The organism is Micromonospora sp. WMMD998 (assembly GCF_029581235.1).
GTDB lineage: Bacteria > Actinomycetota > Actinomycetes > Mycobacteriales > Micromonosporaceae > Micromonospora.
The window spans coordinates 6242554-6259164 of the sequence record NZ_CP120740.1 but is presented as its reverse complement, the minus strand read 5'-3'; the positions used below and the strand labels follow the sequence as shown (position 1 = coordinate 6259164).

Here is a 16611-nt window from a genome sequence, read left to right as displayed (position 1 = left end):
TCCGGCTTCGCTAGGGTCACGCGCATGACTGAGAACTACACCGATCCGAGCGGCAACACCGCGCAGTTCCGCGCCTTCGTGGACGCGCCCGAGTCGGCCGCCCCGGCGCCGGCGCCGTCGCGGCTGCCGCTGATCGCCGGGATCGGCGTGGCCGTCGTGGTCGTCGTCGCCCTGGTCGCCTGGCTCGCGCTCCGCTGAGCCCCGAACTTCCTTGATCCGCACCGGTACGCCGAGGTGGCGGCATCGGCCCGGCAGCGATACCGCCACCTCGGCGAAATGGTGTCGATCAAGCGGGGCGGCGTCCGCCGCGTCGGCGGGAGCGTGTCGATCGAGCCGGACGGCGTCCGCCGCGTCGGCGGGAGCGTGTCGGTCGAGCCGGGCGGCGTCCGCCGTGTCGGCGGGAGCGTGTCGGTCGAGCGGGGCGGCGTCTGCCGTGTCGGCGGGAGCGTGTCGATCAAGCGGGGCGGCGTCTGCCGTGTCGGCGGGAGCGTGTCGGTCGAGATGGACGGCGTCCGCCGTGTCGGCGGGAGCGTGTCGATCAACGGGTCAGGCGGCGAGCACGTCGCGGGTCTCGCGGGCGATCTCCCGTTCCTCGTCGGTGGCGACCACCAGCACCGCGACCTCCGCGCCGGCGGGGGAGACCACCCGGTCACCCGTACCGTCGTTGCGGGCGGGGTCGACGGCGATGCCGAGTCGGTCCAGCCCGGCCAGCGACGCGGCCCGGACCGCGGCGGCGTGTTCGCCGACCCCGGCGGTGAAGGCGATCGCGTCGACCCGGCCGAGCAGCGCGTAGTACGCGCCCACGTAGCCGGTGATCCGGCGGCAGTAGACGTCGAACGCCAGTGTCGCGTCCGGGTCGCCGGCGTCCCGGCGGGCCAGCACCTCCCGCATGTCGTTGACGCCGGTCAGCCCGAGTAGGCCGCTGCGGTGGTTGAGCAGGTCGTCGATCTCGTCGACGCCCATTCCGCCCTCGCGGCGCAGGTGGAAGATGACCGTCGGGTCGAGGTCGCCGCTGCGGGTGCCCATCACCAACCCTTCCAGCGGGGACATGCCCATCGAGGTGGCCACGCTCCGGCCGCCCCGCACCGCGCACGCGCTCGCCCCGTTGCCCAGGTGCAGCGTGATGGTGTTCAGTTCGGCGTACGGCCGGTCGAGCAGTTCGGCGGCCCGCCGTGACACGTATGCGTGCGAGGTGCCGTGGAAGCCGTACCGGCGGATGTCGTGGCGTTCGGCGGTGGCCCGGTCGATGGCGTAGGTGGCGGCGGCCTCGGGCAGCGTGTGGTGGAACGCGGTGTCGAAGACCGCCACCTGCGGGGTGTCCGGCAGCGCCTCCCGGGCCACCCGGATGCCGGCCAGGTTCACCGGGTTGTGCAGCGGGGCGAGCGGGACGAGTTCCTCGATCGCGGTGACGACCGCGTCGTCGATGCGCACCGGGGTGCTGAACCGTCGCCCGCCGTGCACCACCCGGTGCCCGACGCCGGCCAGCCCGTCGAGGTCGAGCCGGTCGAGGATGTCCCGGACGGCGGCCTCGTGGTCGGGCGGTCCGCCGCCCGGCTCACCGATGCGTTCGACGGTGCCCTGGTCGAGGACCTGGTCACCGTCGTACAGCCGGTATTTGACGGACGAGGATCCGCTGTTGAGGACCAGGATGCGGCTCATTCCGACGCCTCCGCGGCGGCCTGGATGGCGGTGATCGCCACCGTGTTGACGATGTCCGGCACGGTGGCGCCCCGGGACAGGTCGTTCACCGGCCGGCGCAGGCCCTGCATGACGGGGCCGACCGCCACCGCGCCGGCCGAGCGCTGCACCGCCTTGTACGTGTTGTTGCCGGTGTTCAGGTCCGGGAAGATGAACACGGTGGCCCGTCCCGCGACCGGGTTGTCCGGCAGCTTGGTGGCCGCGACCTGCGGGTCGATCGCCGCGTCGTACTGGATCGGCCCTTCGACGAGCAGGTCCGGCCGGCGTTCGCGGACCAGCGCGGTGGCCGCGGCGACCTTCTCCACGTCGGTGCCGGCGCCGGAGCTGCCGGTCGAGTACGACAGCATCGCCACCCGGGGTTCGATGCCGAACCTGGCCGCGGTGTCGGCCGACGAGATGGCGATGTCGGCGAGCTGGGCGGCGTCCGGGTCCGGGTTGACCGCGCAGTCGCCGTAGACCAGCACCCGGTCGGCGAGCAGCATGAAGAAGACGCTCGACGCGACCGAGACGCCGGGCACGGTCCGGATGATCTCGAAGGCGGGGCGGATGGTGGCGGCCGTGGTGTGGGTGGCCCCGGAGACCATCCCGTCGGCTCGGCCGGTCCGCACCATCATGGTGCCGAAGTAGTTGGGTTGGGCCATGGTGTCGTACGCCAGCTCGGGCGTCATGCCCCGGTGGGCGCGCAGGGTCGCGTATTCGGCGGCGAACTCGTCCCGCCACTCGCTGGTCGCCGGGTCGACCACCTGGGCGTCGCCGATGTCGACGCCCAGCTCACGGCTGCGCCGGACGACCTCGTCGGGGCGTCCGAGCAGGGTGAGTTCGGCGACGCCCCGGCGCAGCAGCACCTCCGCCGCGCGCAGGATCCGGCCCTCGGTGCCCTCGGGCAGCACCAGCCGGCGGCGTCCGGCCCGGGCGCGGTCGATCAGGTCGTTGGAGAACATCAGCGGGGTGACCCGCGCGGAGCGGGTGACCCGGAGCCGGCGGGCCAGGTCGTCGGTGTCCACGCAGCGTTCGAACGCGCCGAGCGCCGCCTCGACCTTGCGGGGGTTGGCCGTGCTGGGTCGGCCCTCGATCCGGCTGGACGCCTCGACCGTGTCGTAGCTGTCGCTGGTGACCGAGAGCACGGCCAGCCCGGTGTTCATCCGTTCGACGAGGCGCATGGCCCGCGGGTCGGGTTGCTCGCCGAGGGTGAGCACCAGCCCGGCGAGCGACACCTGCCCGGCGACGTGCGCGGCGCCGGCCGCCACCAGCAGGTCGGCCCGGTCGCCCGGGGTGATGACCAGGGCGCCGTCGGTGAGGTGGTCCAGCAGGGTCGGCACGTGCGCCGCGCCGACCACGTAGTCGAGCACGTCGCGGTCGAGCGCGGCCCGGTCGCCGGCGAGCCGGGTGGCGCCCAGCGCCGCCGCCACCTCGGCCACCGTCGGCGCCGACACGGTCGGCACCTCCGGGATGGCGTACGCGGGGACCGGCAGCTCGGGCAGCGTCATCGGCTCGGGCACGCGGTTGGCGACCACCGCCACCACCGTCGCGCCCAGGTCGGCCAGATCGTGGTACGCGCCACGCATCACCGCGGTGATCGCCTCGGGCGGCTGCCCGAAGCCGTCCACCACGGGCACCACCACGCTGCCGAACTCGGTCGCCAGGCGGGCGTTGAACGCCAGCTCGCGTGGGCCGGCGCCGTCGCCGTCGGCGAAGTCGCTGCCCACCACCACGACGGCGGGGCAGCGCCGCTCGACCTCCCGGTAGCGGGCCACGATCGTGGCGATCAGCTCTTCTCGCCGGCCGTTCGCGACAAGCGCGGTGGCCTCGGCGTACGTCGCGCCGTGCAACTCGTCGACCGGCGACTCCACCCGGTAGCGCTCGGTGAGCAGGGCCAGGATCGGGTCCGGGCGGTCGCCGGCGACGAGCGGCCGGAACACGCCGATCCGCTCGACCTGCCGGGAGAGCAACTCGGCCAGCCCGAGTGCCACGGTCGACTTGCCCCCGCCCGATCCCACTCCGGTGAGGTACACGCTGCGCGCCACGACCTCACGCTACAAGATCGCTCGAACCTCCGCCCGGGTCCTTGGACCCGGGCCCGATTCCCCAAGATCACATAAAGGCGGGGTTCTATTGTGGCTGGTCAGAGCCACCCCCGAGGGTGAAGGCGGATTTTTTTCTTATCTATAATAATCCAGGTGGAAGGCCCGACCGAACTCATTCCCGTCGCCCCCGAACCGCCTCCCGTCTTCGTCGACTCGACCGGCCGGAGGCGTCGGCGGCTGCGTCGGCTCGCCTACTGCGCCGGTGCGGCCGGGGTGTTCTACACCGTTTTGGTGGGGGTCAGCTTCGCCGGCGGGCCGGTCACCCCGGATGCCGTCATCCCGTTCGTCGAGGCGAGCACGGAGGAGGAGAAGCCGGCACCCACCCCGTCGGCGTCGCCGACGACGACCGCGGTCACGCCGTCCGCGTCGGCGGTGACGGTCGCGCCACCGCCCGCCCGTCCCGCTCCGTCGCGGCCGGCGGCCACCTCCGCCACCCCGGGCGGCGCCTCCAGCAGCGCCAGCCGCAGCGCCACCGCGTCCCCCCGGCCGACCGTGACCCCGTCGCCCCCGCCGCGCACGACCAGGCCACCGGCCACCACCGCGCCACCCACGGCGACGCCGACCACCACCGCGCCGACCACCACCGCCCCACCCCCCTTGATCGACCTGCCCGACCTGCTCCCCGAGCCGGGCCGGACCGCCGGTGAGTGAGGATCCCACCACCCGCCTGGACCCGCGGCGCGTCGCCGCCGCCCGCCGGCAGCGCGCCGGGCGACGGACGGCCGCCGCCCGGACCGCGCCGACCGTCGCCCTGGACGCCCGGCAGATCGCCGCCGCCCGCCGGTCCCGCAGCCGGCGCATCGTGCCGCGACCGAGCTGGCTGGTCCTCACCATGGTCGTCGTCATCCTGGGCGGCCTGCTCTTCGTCGAGGCGTACGCCAACTCCGCGTTCGTGCCCGGCGAACGCGCCGCGCCGGGCACCCAGCGGGAGGTGCCCACCTCGGTGGTCGAGGGCGGCCCGATCGTCAACGTCGGCGCGGAGGGCCGGACCCAGTCGCACGAGTTGCCGCCGCGTACCATCGCCCTCACCTTCGACGACGGCCCGGACCCGCGGTGGACGCCCGAGGTGCTGCGGGTGCTCGACAAATACCAGGTGAAGGCGACCTTCTTCGTCATCGGCACGCAGGTGCTGCGCAACCGGGAGCTGGCCGGTCGCATGGTGGCCGGCGGCCACGAGCTGGGCGTGCACACGTTCACCCACCCTGACCTCGCGGTGCTGCCCGGATGGCGGCGGGAACTGGAGTACGCGCAGACCCAGCTCGCCATCGCCAGCGCCACCGGGATCCGCACGTCGCTGCTGCGCTTCCCGTACTCGTCGAGCGCCGACGCCTACACCGACCGGGACTGGCCGGTGCTCCGGCAGGCCGGCGAGCTGGGCTACCTGACCGTGGTGAACGACGTCGACAGCCGGGACTGGGAAAAGCCCACGATCGAGACGATGCTCGCCAACGCGACCCCGGCCGGAGAGGCCGGCACCATCGCGTTGTGGCACGACGCGGGCGGCGACCGGTCCGGCACCGTGGCCGCGCTGGACCGGTACATCCCGATGATGCAGCAGCGCGGCTACACCTTCACCACGGTGAGCGAGGGACTCGACCGCACGCTGGCCGAGGCCGGGGTGACCGGCCCGTCGGGTGAGCAGGTGGCCGCTCCGCGCGCCGACCGGTGGCGGGGCGACATGCTCGTCGGCGCGGTGAGCGTGGCCGACCACATGTTCGCGGTGTTCGGCGTCTTCTTCCTCCTCGTCGGGGCGCTCACCGTCGGCCGGACCCTGTTGCTCTTCGTGCTGGCCCTGCGGCACGCGGCCCGCCGACGCCGCCCCGACTGGTCCTGGGGGCCGCCGGTCACCGAACCCGTCTCGGTGATCGTGCCCGCGTACAACGAGAAGGAGGGCATCGCGGCGGCCGTCCGTTCCCTGGCCGGCGGCGACCACCCCGGCGGCATCGAGGTGGTGGTCGTCGACGACGGGTCCACCGACGGCACCGCCGACATCGTGGCGGCGCTCGGCCTGCCGAACGTCCGGGTGGTGCGCAAGCCCAACGGTGGCAAGCCGAGCGCGTTGAACACCGGCGTCGCGCTGGCCCGGCACGAACTCGTCGTGATGGTCGACGGGGACACGGTCTTCGAGCCCGACGCGGTCCGCCGCCTGGTCCAGCCCTTCGCGGACCCGCGGGTGGGCGTGGTCGCCGGCAACGTCAAGGTCGGCAACCGCCGGAGCCTGATCGCCAAGTGGCAGCACATCGAGTACGTCATCGGCTTCAACCTGGACCGCCGCCTCTACGAGACGTTGCGCTGCATGCCGACCGTGCCCGGGGCGATCGGCGGGTTCCGCCGGGAGGCGCTGGCCCAGGTGGGCGGGATGACCGACGAGACCCTCGCCGAGGACACCGACATCACCATGGCGCTGGGCCGGGCCGGCTGGCACATCGTGTACGAGGAGAGCGCCCGCGCCTGGACCGAGGCGCCCGCCACGCTCGGCCAGCTCTGGAAGCAGCGGTACCGGTGGAGCTACGGCACCATGCAGGCGATGTGGAAGCACCGGCGGGCGGTCCTCGACCGCGGCTCGTCCGGCCGGTTCACCCGTCGTTGCCTGACCTTCCTGACCCTGTTCGGCGTGCTGCTGCCGCTGGCCGCCCCGGTGATCGACCTGCTCGCCCTGTACGGGTTGTTCTTCCTCGACCGGACGGAGACGGTGGTGGCCTGGCTGGCGATGCTCGCGGTGCAGTTCGTCACCGCCGTGGTGGCCTTCCGGCTGGACCGGGAGAAGCTCGGGGTGTTGTGGGTGCTGCCGCTCCAGCAGTTCGTCTACCGGCAGTTGATGTACCTGGTTCTGCTCCAGTCGGTGGTCACCGCGTTGACCGGTGGGCGGCTCGGTTGGCAGAAGCTGCGGCGTACCGGGAATCTCGACGTGGCGGCGCGGCGCGGCGTCGCCTGACGGCCGGTCACGCCGGCGTCCTCGGCCGGGCCTGCGGCCCGGTGACGTCGAGCCCGCCGGTCGGCTCCGCGGCGCGGAGCAGGGCGTCGCTCTTCGCCACCCAGGCCGCGCCGAAGGCGAACACGGCGAGCATCTCGCACCACAGCACCGGCTTGAGGGTGTGCCGGGTCGGGTCCGGTAGCCGCGTGCTGGCCAGCGCGAGCGCGACCGCGAGCAGGATGAGCCCGCCGCAGGTGCGGTAGAAGACCACCGCGGAGCGGCGGGGCGGGACACCTGCGGTGTCCGGGCGGACGAACAGGAACAGGCAGAAGACCGCGAGCAGGGCGAAGAGCCCGGCCGCGGCGACCTGGTGCACCACCCCGGCGATCCGGTCGCTCTCGCCGAGCGGGGCCGACCGTACGCCGGTCGCGGTGGGGGCGAGCGCCACCGCGACGGCCAGCACCCCGGCTACGGTGCCCAGCAGGTCGTCCGGCCGGCGGTAGCGGTAGCTGATCAGGAAGACCCCGACGGCGCACATCGCGCCGACGAAGACGTCCCGCATCTCGCTGTGGTAATAGGCGCTGAGGGAGTCGAGGAGGGTGAGCCGCCGGGTGGTGGCGATGTGGCCGACCACCAGCACGACCGGCAGCGCGAGGCCGACCGAGCCGATCCCGAGGCGCAGCCGGCGCACGGTCACCGCGTCCTGTGGTGGCTTGCGGGTGTCGAGGTTCATACCTCAACAGTGGACGTCACGCAGCGCCATTGGTCAAACGCGAAGAGTCACTCGTCATCCTCGTCGTCGAGGCGGGCCAGCCAGGTGGCGAACCGCTCGACCGGGGTCTCGAACTCCGGGTTCAGGTCGACGAAGTCGCGCAGGCGCTCACCCAGCCACTCCAGGCTGACCTGCTCGTCGCCCCGGCGCTCGACCAGCTCCTCGATGCCACGGTCGGTGAAGTACACGGTCGTCCTCTCGTCGTACGGCAGCGGCCCGCCCCGGTGCCGGGACGGGCCGCTGCCGGTGATGTGTCACGGGCGGGGCAGCGCCGCCTCGATCAGCGCATTCTGCTCGACCTCGTGCATCTTCGCCGAGCCGACCGCCGGGGCGGCGGCGGACGGGCGGGAGATGCGACGCAGCCGCACCTCGGGCAGGTGCTCCAGCAGGTTGAGCGCGACGAACGACCAGGCGCCCTGGTTGGCCGGCTCCTCCTGGACCCAGGCGAAGTCCTCGGCGTTCGGATACTGCGCCAGCGCGGACCGGACCTCCTCGACGGGCAGCGGGTAGAGCTGCTCCATCCGCAGGATCACGGTGTCGGTGACGCCCCGCTCCTGCCGGGCCTGGAACAGGTCGTAGTAGACCTTGCCCGAGCAGAGCACCACCCGCTTGACCTGCTCCGGCGCCGGCGCGGCGGTGTCGGCCAGCACGGGCTGGAAGGTGCCCGTGGTGAAGTCCTCCACCGGCGACACGCAGAGCTTGTGCCGCAGCAGCGACTTCGGCGTGAACACCACGAGCGGCTTGCGCTTGGGCGACAACGCCTGGCGGCGCAGCAGGTGGAAGTAGTTCGCCGGGGTGGTCGGGATGGCCACCCGCATGTTGTCCTCGGCGCAGAGCTGGAGGAAACGCTCCGGGCGGCCGGAGGTGTGGTCCGGCCCCTGACCCTCGTGGCCGTGCGGCAGCAGCAGGGTGACCGCGGAGCGCTGGCCCCACTTCACCTCGCCGGAGGAGATGAACTCGTCGATCACCGACTGGGCGCCGTTGACGAAGTCACCGAACTGGGCCTCCCAGGCCACGAGCGCGTTGACGTTCTCCACCGAGTAGCCGTACTCGAAGCCCATCGCGGCGTACTCCGAGAGCAGCGAGTCGTGGACGAAGAAGCGGGACCGCTCCCCGTCGGCGGTGAACGTCTTCAGCGGCAGGTAGTCGTCGCCGGTGCGGGCGTCGACCACCGAGGCGTGCCGCTGGACGAACGTGCCGCGGCGCGAGTCCTGCCCGGCGAGCCGGACGGTCACGCCGTCGTGCAGCAGCGCGCCGAACGCGATGATCTCGCCGAAGCCCCAGTCGATGTTGCCCTCGACGGACATCTTCCGGCGCCGCTCCAACAGTTGCTGGATCCGCTTGTGCGGGGTGAAGCCCTCCGGCAGGTTGACGTGCGCCTCGCCGATCGCCTTGACCACGGCGGCATCGGTGGCGGTGTCGACCTGCGGCTCCGGCTCCTCCTCCCGCTTCGGGCGGTCGAGCTGGCGCGGCGTGGTGGCCGCGTCCCGGGTGGCCTTGAAGACCCGTTCGAGCTGCGCCTGGTAGTCGCGCAGCAGCTCCTCGGCGTCCTCCAGGGTGATGTCACCGCGCCCGATCAGCTCCTCGGTGTAGAGCTTGCGGACCGACCGCTTCGAGTCAATGATCTTGTACATCTGCGGGTTGGACATCGACGGGTCGTCGCCCTCGTTGTGCCCGCGCCGGCGGTAGCAGACCAGGTCGATCACGACGTCCTTGTTGAACGCCTGACGGTATTCGAAGGCGAGCCGGGCCACCCGCACGACCGCCTCCGGGTCGTCGCCGTTCACGTGGAAGATCGGCGCCTGGATCATCCGGGCCACGTCGGTGCTGTAGAGGCTGGACCGGCTGTATTCCGGGGCGGTGGTGAAACCGACCTGGTTGTTGACCACCACGTGCACGGTGCCGCCGGTGCGGTAGCCGCGGAGCTGGGACAGGTTGAGCGTCTCGGCGACCACGCCCTGGCCGGCGAAGGCGGCGTCACCGTGCACCGCCAGCGGCAGCACGGTGTAGCCCTCCAGCTTGAGGTCGATCCGGTCCTGCTTGGCCCGGACGATGCCCTCCAGCACCGGGTCCACGGCCTCCAGGTGCGACGGGTTCGCCACCACCGACACCTTGACCGCGTGCTCCCCGTCCGGGGTGGTGAACTTGCCGTTCTGGCCGAGGTGGTATTTCACGTCGCCCGAGCCCTGCGTGGACCGCGGGTCGAGGTGTCCCTCGAACTCGGAGAAGATCTTCTCGTACGGCTTGCCGACGATGTTCGCCAGCACGTTGAGCCGGCCGCGGTGGGCCATGCCGATGACGACCTCGTCCAGCCCGGCCTCGGCGGAGGACTCCAACACCTCGCCGAGCAGCGGGATCAGCGACTCGCCGCCCTCAAGCGAGAAGCGCTTCTGACCCACGTATTTCGTCTGAAGGAACGTCTCGAACGCCTCGGCCGCGTTGAGCCGGTTGAGCACGTGCTTCTGCTCGTCGGTGTCCGGCTTCTCGTACTTGCGCTCGACCCGCTCCTGGATCCAGCGCCGCTCCTCCGGGTCCTGGATGTGCATGTACTCGATGCCGACCCGGCGGCAGTAGGAGTCGCGCAGCACGCCGAGGATCGAGCGCAGCTTCATCCGCTGCTGGCCGGCGAAGCCGTTGACCGGGAAGACCCGGTCCAGGTCCCACAGCGTCAGGCCGTGTTGGAGCACGTCCAGGTCGGGGTGCTTGCGGATCTCGAACTCGAGCGGGTCGGTGTCGGCCATCAGGTGACCGCGCACCCGGTAGGCGTGGATCAGCTCGTGCACCCGCGCGGTCTTGTTGATCTGGCCTTCGCTGTCGACGGCCACGTCCCGCATCCAGCGCACCGGCTCGTACGGGATGCGCAGCGAGGTGAAGATCTCGTCGTAGAAGCCGCGCTCGCCGAGCATCAGCTCGTGCATGACCTTCAGGAACTCGCCGGACTGGGCGCCCTGGATGATCCGATGGTCGTACGTGCTGGTCAGCGTGATCACCTTGCTGACCGCGTTCTCGGCCAGCGTGGCCTCGCTCATGCCCTGGTAGGGCGCCGGGTATTCCATCGCGCCGACGCCGATGATGGCGCTCTGCCCCTGCATCAGGCGCGGGATCGAGTGCACCGTGCCGATGCCGCCCGGGTTGGTGAGCGAGATGGTGGTGCCGGAGTAGTCCTCCATGGTCAGCTCGTTGCGGCGGGCGCGCCGGACCACGTCCTCGTACGCCTGCCAGAACTGCCGGAAGTCCATCTGCTCGCAGCCCTTGATGGAGGGCACGACCAGGTTGCGGGAGCCGTCCGGCTTGGCCAGGTCGATGGCGATGCCCAGGTTGACGTGCTCCGGGCGGAGCATCGCCGGCTTGCCGTCGACCTCGGCGAAGGAGTTGTTCATCTCCGGGTGCTCGATCAGCGCCCGGACCATCGCGTACCCGATCAGGTGGGTGAAGCTGACCTTGCCGCCGCGACCGCGGGCCAGGTGGTTGTTGATCACGATGCGGTTGTCGACGAGCAGCTTCGCCGGGACCGCGCGCACGCTTGTGGCGGTCGGGACGGCGAGCGAGGCGTCCATGTTCTGGACGATCTTGGCGGCCACGCCGCGTAGCGGCGTGGTGCCCGCGGCGCTCGCCGCCGGGGCCTTGGCGGCCGGCTTGGCCGGGGCGGTCTTCCTCGCCGGAGCCGGCTCGGACGCCTTCGCCGCCGGCTTGGCGGCGGGCTTCTGCGCCGGCTTGGCCTTCGCGGGCGCGGTCTTGGCCGGGGCGGCCTGCTCGGTGACCGTGGCGACGGCCTCCTGCTGCTCGGCCGGCTCCGGCTCGGCGGCCGGCGTGGCCGAAGCGTCCGGGCGTGGCGTGGCGGCGCCCGGCGCCGGCCGGTAGTCGGCGAAGAAGTCGTGCCAGGCCGAGTCGACGCTCGATGGGTCGGCGAGGTAACGCTGGTACATCTCCTCGACGATCCACTCGTTCGGGCCGAAACCCGCCAGTGGGTTCTCCTGCGATGTCTGCTGGGTCGACACGGCCGCTAATCGCCTCTTTCACGCGGTTGTGAATGTCACGCAATGGGCCCCCGCGCCCGGTTCGCCGGGCGCACAGGGATCGGATCCCAGGCTACGCCGTGCGGTTGCCGCAGGCATTCTCGCCTCCGCCTGGTGGCCCGTTTCACAGAAGATGCCACAAGTTGGGCAAACGCTGCGTGTTCCGCCGACTCCTGCGAGCGAGAACCGCCAGCCGAAAAGGGCTCCGGCCGGTGACACGGAGTCACCGGCCGGAGCCCGTCGCGCGGATGGGTCAGGAGATGTCGCGCCGCCGGATGGTGGCCACGCCGATCACGCCGGTCACCACCGCGTACCCGATCAGCACCGCGGCGCCCGCCCAGCGCGGCGGGTTGCCCGGGATCTCGGCGCCGCTCACCATCAGCGAGGAGGCAAGCGACGGCACCAGCAGTTGCAGCTCGTTGATCCAGTCGCCGAACCGCTGCGCCAGCAGCCCGATGGCGATGGCCGCGCCGATGGTGCCACCCAGGTAGAGCAGGATGCCGGTCACGGTCGCGCCGATCTGGCTGCGGATCAGCACGCCGAGCCCGACGCCGAGCACCGACCAGAGCAGGTAGGCCAGCCCGTTCAGGGCCACCGCGCGCCACACCGCCCCGCTGCCGAGCGACGCATCGACGCCCGTGGCGTTCAGGATCAGCGGCGCGAAGATCAGGTTGAGCACCGTGGTGACGATCCAGAACAGCAGCGCCAGCACGCCGGCCGCGACCAGCTTGGCCAGCATCACCGCGGTACGGTGCGGCGCGGTGAGGAACGTGGTGGTCACCGTCTGGTGGAAGAACTCGCTCGTCACCACCACGATGCCGAGCAGCATCACGATGAGCAGGCCGAAGAACTGGCCGTTCGTGTAGAGGTTGGCGGCGATGCTGTCGGCGCTCGACACCGCCTGGATCTGGTCGGCCTGGTCGGCCGACACGTCGCCCACGTTCCCGCTGGCCAGGGCGTCGGTCTGCAACCAGTTGAAGCCCAGCGTGAGCGCCCACAGCGGCAGGCTGATCAGGCCGAAGATCCACCAGGTGCTGGTGGTGCGGATCTTGAGCAGTTCGGATCGGACAAGCGTCATCGGATCTCCGCCTTTCCGGCCGTCAGCTCCAGGAAGACCCCTTCGAGGTCGGGACGTTCGGTGGTCAGCTCGTGCAGCTCGACCTTCGCGGCCAGGGCGAGCCGGCCCACGGTCGGCGCGTCCACGCCGCTGACCAGCAGCGCGCCGTGCGGATCGGCCTCGACGGTCGCGGACTGCTCCCGCAGCGCCGCGGTCAGCTCGTCGGCCTGCGGGGTGCGCACCCGCACCCGGGCGCCGTGCGTCATCGAGCCCATCACCTGCTCGACCGGGCCCTGCCGGACCAGCTTGCCGGCCGCGATGATCACCACGTCGTCGGCGAGAAGCTGCATCTCGGAGAGCAGGTGGCTGGAGACCAGCACGGTACGACCCTCGGCGGCCAGCCCCTTGAGGAAGCCCCGCATCCAGCGGATGCCCTCCGGGTCCAGGCCGTTGGCCGGCTCGTCCAGGATCAGCACCTGCGGGTTGCCGAGCATCGCGGCGGCGATCCCGAGACGCTGCTTCATGCCCAGCGAGTAGCCCTTGAACTTGCGCTTCGCCGCCGGGGAGAGCCCGACCAGGGCGAGCGCCTCGTCCGCCCGCTCCTTCGGCAGCCCGGCCGCCGCGCAGATCACCCGCAGGTGGTTGATCCCGGTGCGGCCCTTGTGCGCGCTCGACGCCTCCAGCACCGCGCCCACCGTCCGCAGCGGGTCGGCGAGGTCGGCGTACCGGTGGCCACCGATGGTGGCCGTGCCGGCGGTCGGCGTGACCAGGTTGAGCAGCATGCGCAGCGTGGTCGTCTTACCGGCGCCGTTCGGGCCGAGGAAGCCGGTGACCCGGCCCGGCTCGACGGTGAACGACAGATCGTCGACCGCGCGGACGTTCTTGTATTGCTTGGTCAAGCCGGACACGATGATCTGGCCGGTCCCGGCACTGGGGCGTGGCTGCCCGTCGGACATCATTCTCCTCTCCTGCCCCGGCGCGCTGAACGCACGCCGGTGGGACGCCGTTGCGGGGGCGCCCCGCACAGCCTTCCAACCCGGCGCAAGCAGGTCAATCAGGCGGGATGCGTACCCGCCGTCCTCCTCAGGGAGGAGATCAGGCGGTCGGCAGCGCGACCCAGGTGGCCCGCGCCCGGCCCAGCAACGCGCCGTCCGAACCGTACAGGCTGGTGTGCACCTCGGCCCTGCGTCCCTCGAAACCCACCGCGACGCCGGTGACCACGCACCCGTCGCCGGGGCGCGGCAGCGCCGTGACCTGCGCGGCGATCCGGCCCAGCACGTACGGGCGGCCGGCGGAGAGCACCGCCCACCCGCCGGGACAGTCGAGCGCCGCCCAGACCGTCGCGGGCACCACCTCGGCCGGGGCGCGGAACGGCGCGGCGGTCCGCCCGTCCGGCAGCCGGCCGGGAAAGATCCGCAGGCCGTCCGGGTGCTCCGGGCCGCAGACGTAGCAGCGGGGGAACGGGTGGTCCACCAGACCGGGGTACGCCCGCGCGGCCACCTCGGCCGTCGGCCGGTCCACCGGCGGCACCACGGCGTCCACCGGCTCGACCGCGCGCACCTGGGCGACCAGCCGACCCTCCGGATCACGCACCTCGCCGTCGGCGGCGGCCAGCGGGGTGTCGAGCGGCGGCGGCCGGCGCAGCGTGACCTCCACCGGGCCGCGGTCGTCGATCAGCGCGGCGAAGATCCCGGCGCTCCAGCCGCCGTTGCCCGAACCGTCCGGCCCGTGGAAGCGGCCTTCGACAAGCATGTGCACCTCCTGGTTCCGCCGACGCCGACGCCGGTGGTCGTCCGGCAGCGTCGCACACGCGCCGCCCCGGCCCGCACGCCGCCGCCGGCAGGCGTTCACCGGATCGACACCCCTCACCACCGGGTACGGCAACCCGGGGCACCTACACAGGAGCCATGGCCGTTCTGCACGCCGCTGGCGCACCCCTCACGACCAGCGGTTACACCCTGCTGATCGCCGACGACCCGACTCTTGTCGCAGCCGCGCAACGCCTGCGCCACGACGTGTTCGCCGGTGAACTCGGCGCCACCCTGACGCCGGGGACCGCCGGGCTCGACACCGACGAGTTCGACGCACACTGCGACCACCTGGTGGTGCTCCGTGAGGGCACCGACGAGGTGGTCGGCACCTACCGGCTGCTGCCGCCCGGCCGGACCGACCGCCGGTACGCCGACGGCGAGTTCGACCTCGGGCCGCTGGACCCGCTCCGCGGCGACCTGGTCGAGGCCGGCCGTTCGTGCGTGCACCCGGACCACCGCACCGGCGCCGTGATCAACCTGATGTGGGCCGGCATCTGCCGCTACCTGCACCTGCGCGGCTCCCGCTGGCTCGGCGGCTGCGCCTCGGTGCCGGTCACCGACGGCGGGACCGCCGCGGCCGAGGTGTGGACGCAGGTCACCGCCCGGCACCTCGCCCCGCCGCCGCTGCGGGTGACCCCCCGCCGGCCCTGGTTCGCCGAGGCGCCGGCCACCGCCACACCCGCCGCGCTCACCCCGGCGCAACGCCGGGCGCTGGTGCCGCCGCTGCTCCGCGGTTACCTGCGACTCGGCGCCTGGATCGCCGGCGAACCGGCGTACGACCCGGACTTCGGCTGCGCGGACTTCTACGTGCTCTTCTCGCTGGACCGGATGAACCCCCGCCACCTGCGGCACTTCCTCGGTGAGGTGGGACCGTGACGACTGTCGACGGTGCCCGCCGGCCGCACGGTGAGGGCCTGTGGCGGCCCGCGTCCGGCTGCGGGCCGACGTGCCTTCCACCCCGGGCCGCCCCGGACGTGTCGCTGCCGCGCCGGGCCGGCCGGCTGCTCGGCGTACTCGGAATGCTCCTGGTCGGGGCCGGGATGGCCGCGCTGCTGCCGGTGCTGCCGGCGGCCGACCGGCGGGTCGCGCTGCGGGGTTGGGCCCGCGGGACGCTCCGCGCGCTCGGGGTACGGCTCGTGGTCCGGGGCCGGCCGCCACGCCGCCGCGCGCTGCTGGTCGCCAACCACGTCTCCTGGCTGGACATCCTCGCCGTGCTCGCGGTGTCGCCGGCCCGGATGCTGGCCAAGCGGGAGGTCCGGGCCTGGCCGGTGGTGGGCGTGCTGGCCGCCGCGGCCGGCACCGTCTTCGTGGACCGCTCCCGGCCGCGCGACCTGCCGGCCACGGTCGCCCGGGTGGCCGACACGCTGCGTGCCGGGCACCCGGTGGCGGTGTTCCCGGAGGGCACGACCTGGTGCGGCGCCGCGACCGACTGCCGCCCCGCCCGCGGCTTCCGCCCGGCGATCTTCGAGGCCGCGGTGACCGTCGGCGCGCCGGTGGTGCCGTTGAGCGTCGGCTACCGGTACGCGGGCGATCCGAGCACGCTGCCCGCCTTCCTCGGCGAGGAGACGCTCTGGGCCTCGGTCCGGCGGGTGCTGGCCGCCCGGGACCTGACCGTGGCGGTGACCGTGGCCGCCGCCCTGCACCCGGCCGACGGGGCGGACCGCCGGCTGCTGGCCCGCGCCGCCGAGGCCGCGATCCACCACGCCCCGCCCCGGCGTGCCCGCCTCCCGGTCCCGCCGGCGTCCCCGGTCCCGCCGGCGTCCCTGGTCCCGGCGGTCCGCCCCCCGGTCCCGGCGGCGTCCCTGAGCGGACCGGCACTCGATCTGGCCGCCTGACCGTCCCGGCCCCACTCCCGCCAGCTTCCGGGATCGTGGTGTGAACGGCCCCACCGGCCGCCCGCGTACCACGTCACCTGGTCTTTGGGGGACGCCGTAGGCGGGAAAGATCGACACCAGTCCGGTGAAGTGGCGGGATCGCCGCTGGTCGGATACCGCCACTTCACCGAACTGGCGTCCGCCCACCGTGCCACCCCGCCCACCCGGCTACCGGCGCCCCCGAATACCGCAAGCATCAAGACGCCCACACAGGTGCAAGGCGGATCCACCTACCGGTCAGACCTCCCTGCCTCCCGTCTCTCGCGCCGATCATGAGGTTGTCCTCGGCGGCGGGCGGGATAGGGGAGACGCGATAGTGTCTTGTAGTGTCGCGATGTATCGCGTTATGCTCCTCGCGATAGTTGGCGTGTCCTCGGCGGACACG

General features: G+C 72.6%; 13 protein-coding genes. 4 read left to right on the top strand and 9 right to left on the bottom strand.

Going from position 1 to position 16611, the window contains the following annotated elements; all coding sequences use genetic code 11:
* The first annotated feature begins 24 nt into the window (after window positions 1–24).
* Window positions 25–198, top strand: coding sequence for a hypothetical protein (locus tag O7619_RS28440; protein ID WP_282284535.1), 174 nt, complete (start codon window positions 25–27; stop codon window positions 196–198).
* A 348-nt stretch (window positions 199–546) separates the two neighbouring features.
* Here O7619_RS28440 and O7619_RS28435 read toward each other — a convergent pair whose 3' ends face one another.
* The 3 genes from O7619_RS28435 to O7619_RS28425 form a co-directional block, all read right to left on the bottom strand.
* The gene (locus O7619_RS28435) at window positions 547–1659 is read right to left on the bottom strand and encodes an acetate kinase (RefSeq protein WP_282284534.1); all 1113 of its coding nucleotides are present in this window, start codon (window positions 1657–1659) and stop codon (window positions 547–549) included.
* Window positions 1656–3722 (bottom strand): phosphate acetyltransferase, encoded by a 2067-nt coding sequence (gene pta / locus O7619_RS28430; RefSeq protein WP_282284532.1) that lies wholly within the window; start codon window positions 3720–3722, stop codon window positions 1656–1658. The genes O7619_RS28435 and pta overlap by 4 nt, the downstream gene beginning before the upstream one ends.
* A gap of 278 nt (window positions 3723–4000) precedes the next feature.
* Entirely contained in the window at window positions 4001–4366 is a 366-nt protein-coding gene (locus O7619_RS28425; protein ID WP_282284531.1) for a GTPase, read from the bottom strand.
* 248 nt (window positions 4367–4614) lie between these two features.
* Between O7619_RS28425 and O7619_RS28420 the strand changes: the two genes are divergently transcribed.
* Window positions 4615–6717: a glycosyltransferase gene (locus O7619_RS28420; RefSeq protein ID WP_282288979.1), complete on the top strand. Its 2103-nt coding sequence runs from the start codon at window positions 4615–4617 to the stop codon at window positions 6715–6717.
* 7 nt (window positions 6718–6724) lie between these two features.
* Here O7619_RS28420 and O7619_RS28415 read toward each other — a convergent pair whose 3' ends face one another.
* The 6 genes from O7619_RS28415 to O7619_RS28390 form a co-directional block, all read right to left on the bottom strand.
* Complete coding sequence (locus O7619_RS28415; RefSeq protein ID WP_282284530.1) at window positions 6725–7429, bottom strand: hypothetical protein; 705 nt, start codon at window positions 7427–7429, stop codon at window positions 6725–6727.
* A 47-nt stretch (window positions 7430–7476) separates the two neighbouring features.
* On the bottom strand, window positions 7477–7656 hold the full coding sequence (locus O7619_RS28410; RefSeq protein ID WP_091068787.1) for a DUF6104 family protein: 180 nt from the start codon (window positions 7654–7656) through the stop codon (window positions 7477–7479).
* Window positions 7657–7722: 66 nt separating this feature from the next.
* Window positions 7723–11466, bottom strand: coding sequence for a multifunctional oxoglutarate decarboxylase/oxoglutarate dehydrogenase thiamine pyrophosphate-binding subunit/dihydrolipoyllysine-residue succinyltransferase subunit (locus tag O7619_RS28405; RefSeq protein WP_282284528.1), 3744 nt, complete (start codon window positions 11464–11466; stop codon window positions 7723–7725).
* Between the two features lie 271 nt (window positions 11467–11737).
* Window positions 11738–12562, bottom strand: a complete 825-nt coding sequence (locus tag O7619_RS28400; protein ID WP_282284526.1) for an ABC transporter permease — start codon at window positions 12560–12562, stop codon at window positions 11738–11740.
* Window positions 12559–13497 (bottom strand): ABC transporter ATP-binding protein, encoded by a 939-nt coding sequence (locus tag O7619_RS28395; RefSeq protein ID WP_282284525.1) that lies wholly within the window; start codon window positions 13495–13497, stop codon window positions 12559–12561. Before O7619_RS28395 ends, O7619_RS28400 begins: the two co-directional genes overlap by 4 nt.
* Window positions 13498–13636: 139 nt before the next feature.
* A complete protein-coding gene (locus O7619_RS28390; RefSeq protein ID WP_282284524.1) occupies window positions 13637–14293 on the bottom strand; it encodes a hypothetical protein in 657 nt (218 codons plus the stop codon).
* A 155-nt stretch (window positions 14294–14448) separates the two neighbouring features.
* On the opposite strand from O7619_RS28390, the gene O7619_RS28385 reads away from it, so the two are divergent.
* A complete protein-coding gene (locus O7619_RS28385) occupies window positions 14449–15228 on the top strand; it encodes a GNAT family N-acyltransferase (protein ID WP_282284523.1) in 780 nt (259 codons plus the stop codon).
* Window positions 15225–16187 carry a lysophospholipid acyltransferase family protein gene (locus tag O7619_RS28380; protein WP_282284522.1) on the top strand — a complete coding sequence of 321 codons (963 nt, stop codon included), beginning with the start codon at window positions 15225–15227 and terminating at the stop codon, window positions 16185–16187. The genes O7619_RS28385 and O7619_RS28380 overlap by 4 nt, the downstream gene beginning before the upstream one ends.
* The last annotated feature ends 424 nt before the right edge of the window (window positions 16188–16611 follow it).

What these genes read in the sequence shown, in the direction of transcription:
- O7619_RS28440 (WP_282284535.1), top strand. Translation starts at nt 25, where the DNA reads ATGACTGAGAACTACACCGATCCGAGCGGCAACACCGCGCAGTTCCGC.
- O7619_RS28420 (WP_282288979.1), top strand. Translation starts at nt 4,615, where the DNA reads ATGGTCGTCGTCATCCTGGGCGGCCTGCTCTTCGTCGAGGCGTACGCC.
- O7619_RS28400 (WP_282284526.1), bottom strand. Translation starts at nt 12,562, where the DNA reads ATGACGCTTGTCCGATCCGAACTGCTCAAGATCCGCACCACCAGCACC.
- O7619_RS28390 (WP_282284524.1), bottom strand. Translation starts at nt 14,293, where the DNA reads ATGCTTGTCGAAGGCCGCTTCCACGGGCCGGACGGTTCGGGCAACGGC.
- O7619_RS28435 (WP_282284534.1), bottom strand. Translation starts at nt 1,659, where the DNA reads ATGAGCCGCATCCTGGTCCTCAACAGCGGATCCTCGTCCGTCAAATAC.
- O7619_RS28385 (WP_282284523.1), top strand. Translation starts at nt 14,449, where the DNA reads ATGGCCGTTCTGCACGCCGCTGGCGCACCCCTCACGACCAGCGGTTAC.
- O7619_RS28415 (WP_282284530.1), bottom strand. Translation starts at nt 7,429, where the DNA reads ATGAACCTCGACACCCGCAAGCCACCACAGGACGCGGTGACCGTGCGC.
- O7619_RS28395 (WP_282284525.1), bottom strand. Translation starts at nt 13,497, where the DNA reads ATGTCCGACGGGCAGCCACGCCCCAGTGCCGGGACCGGCCAGATCATC.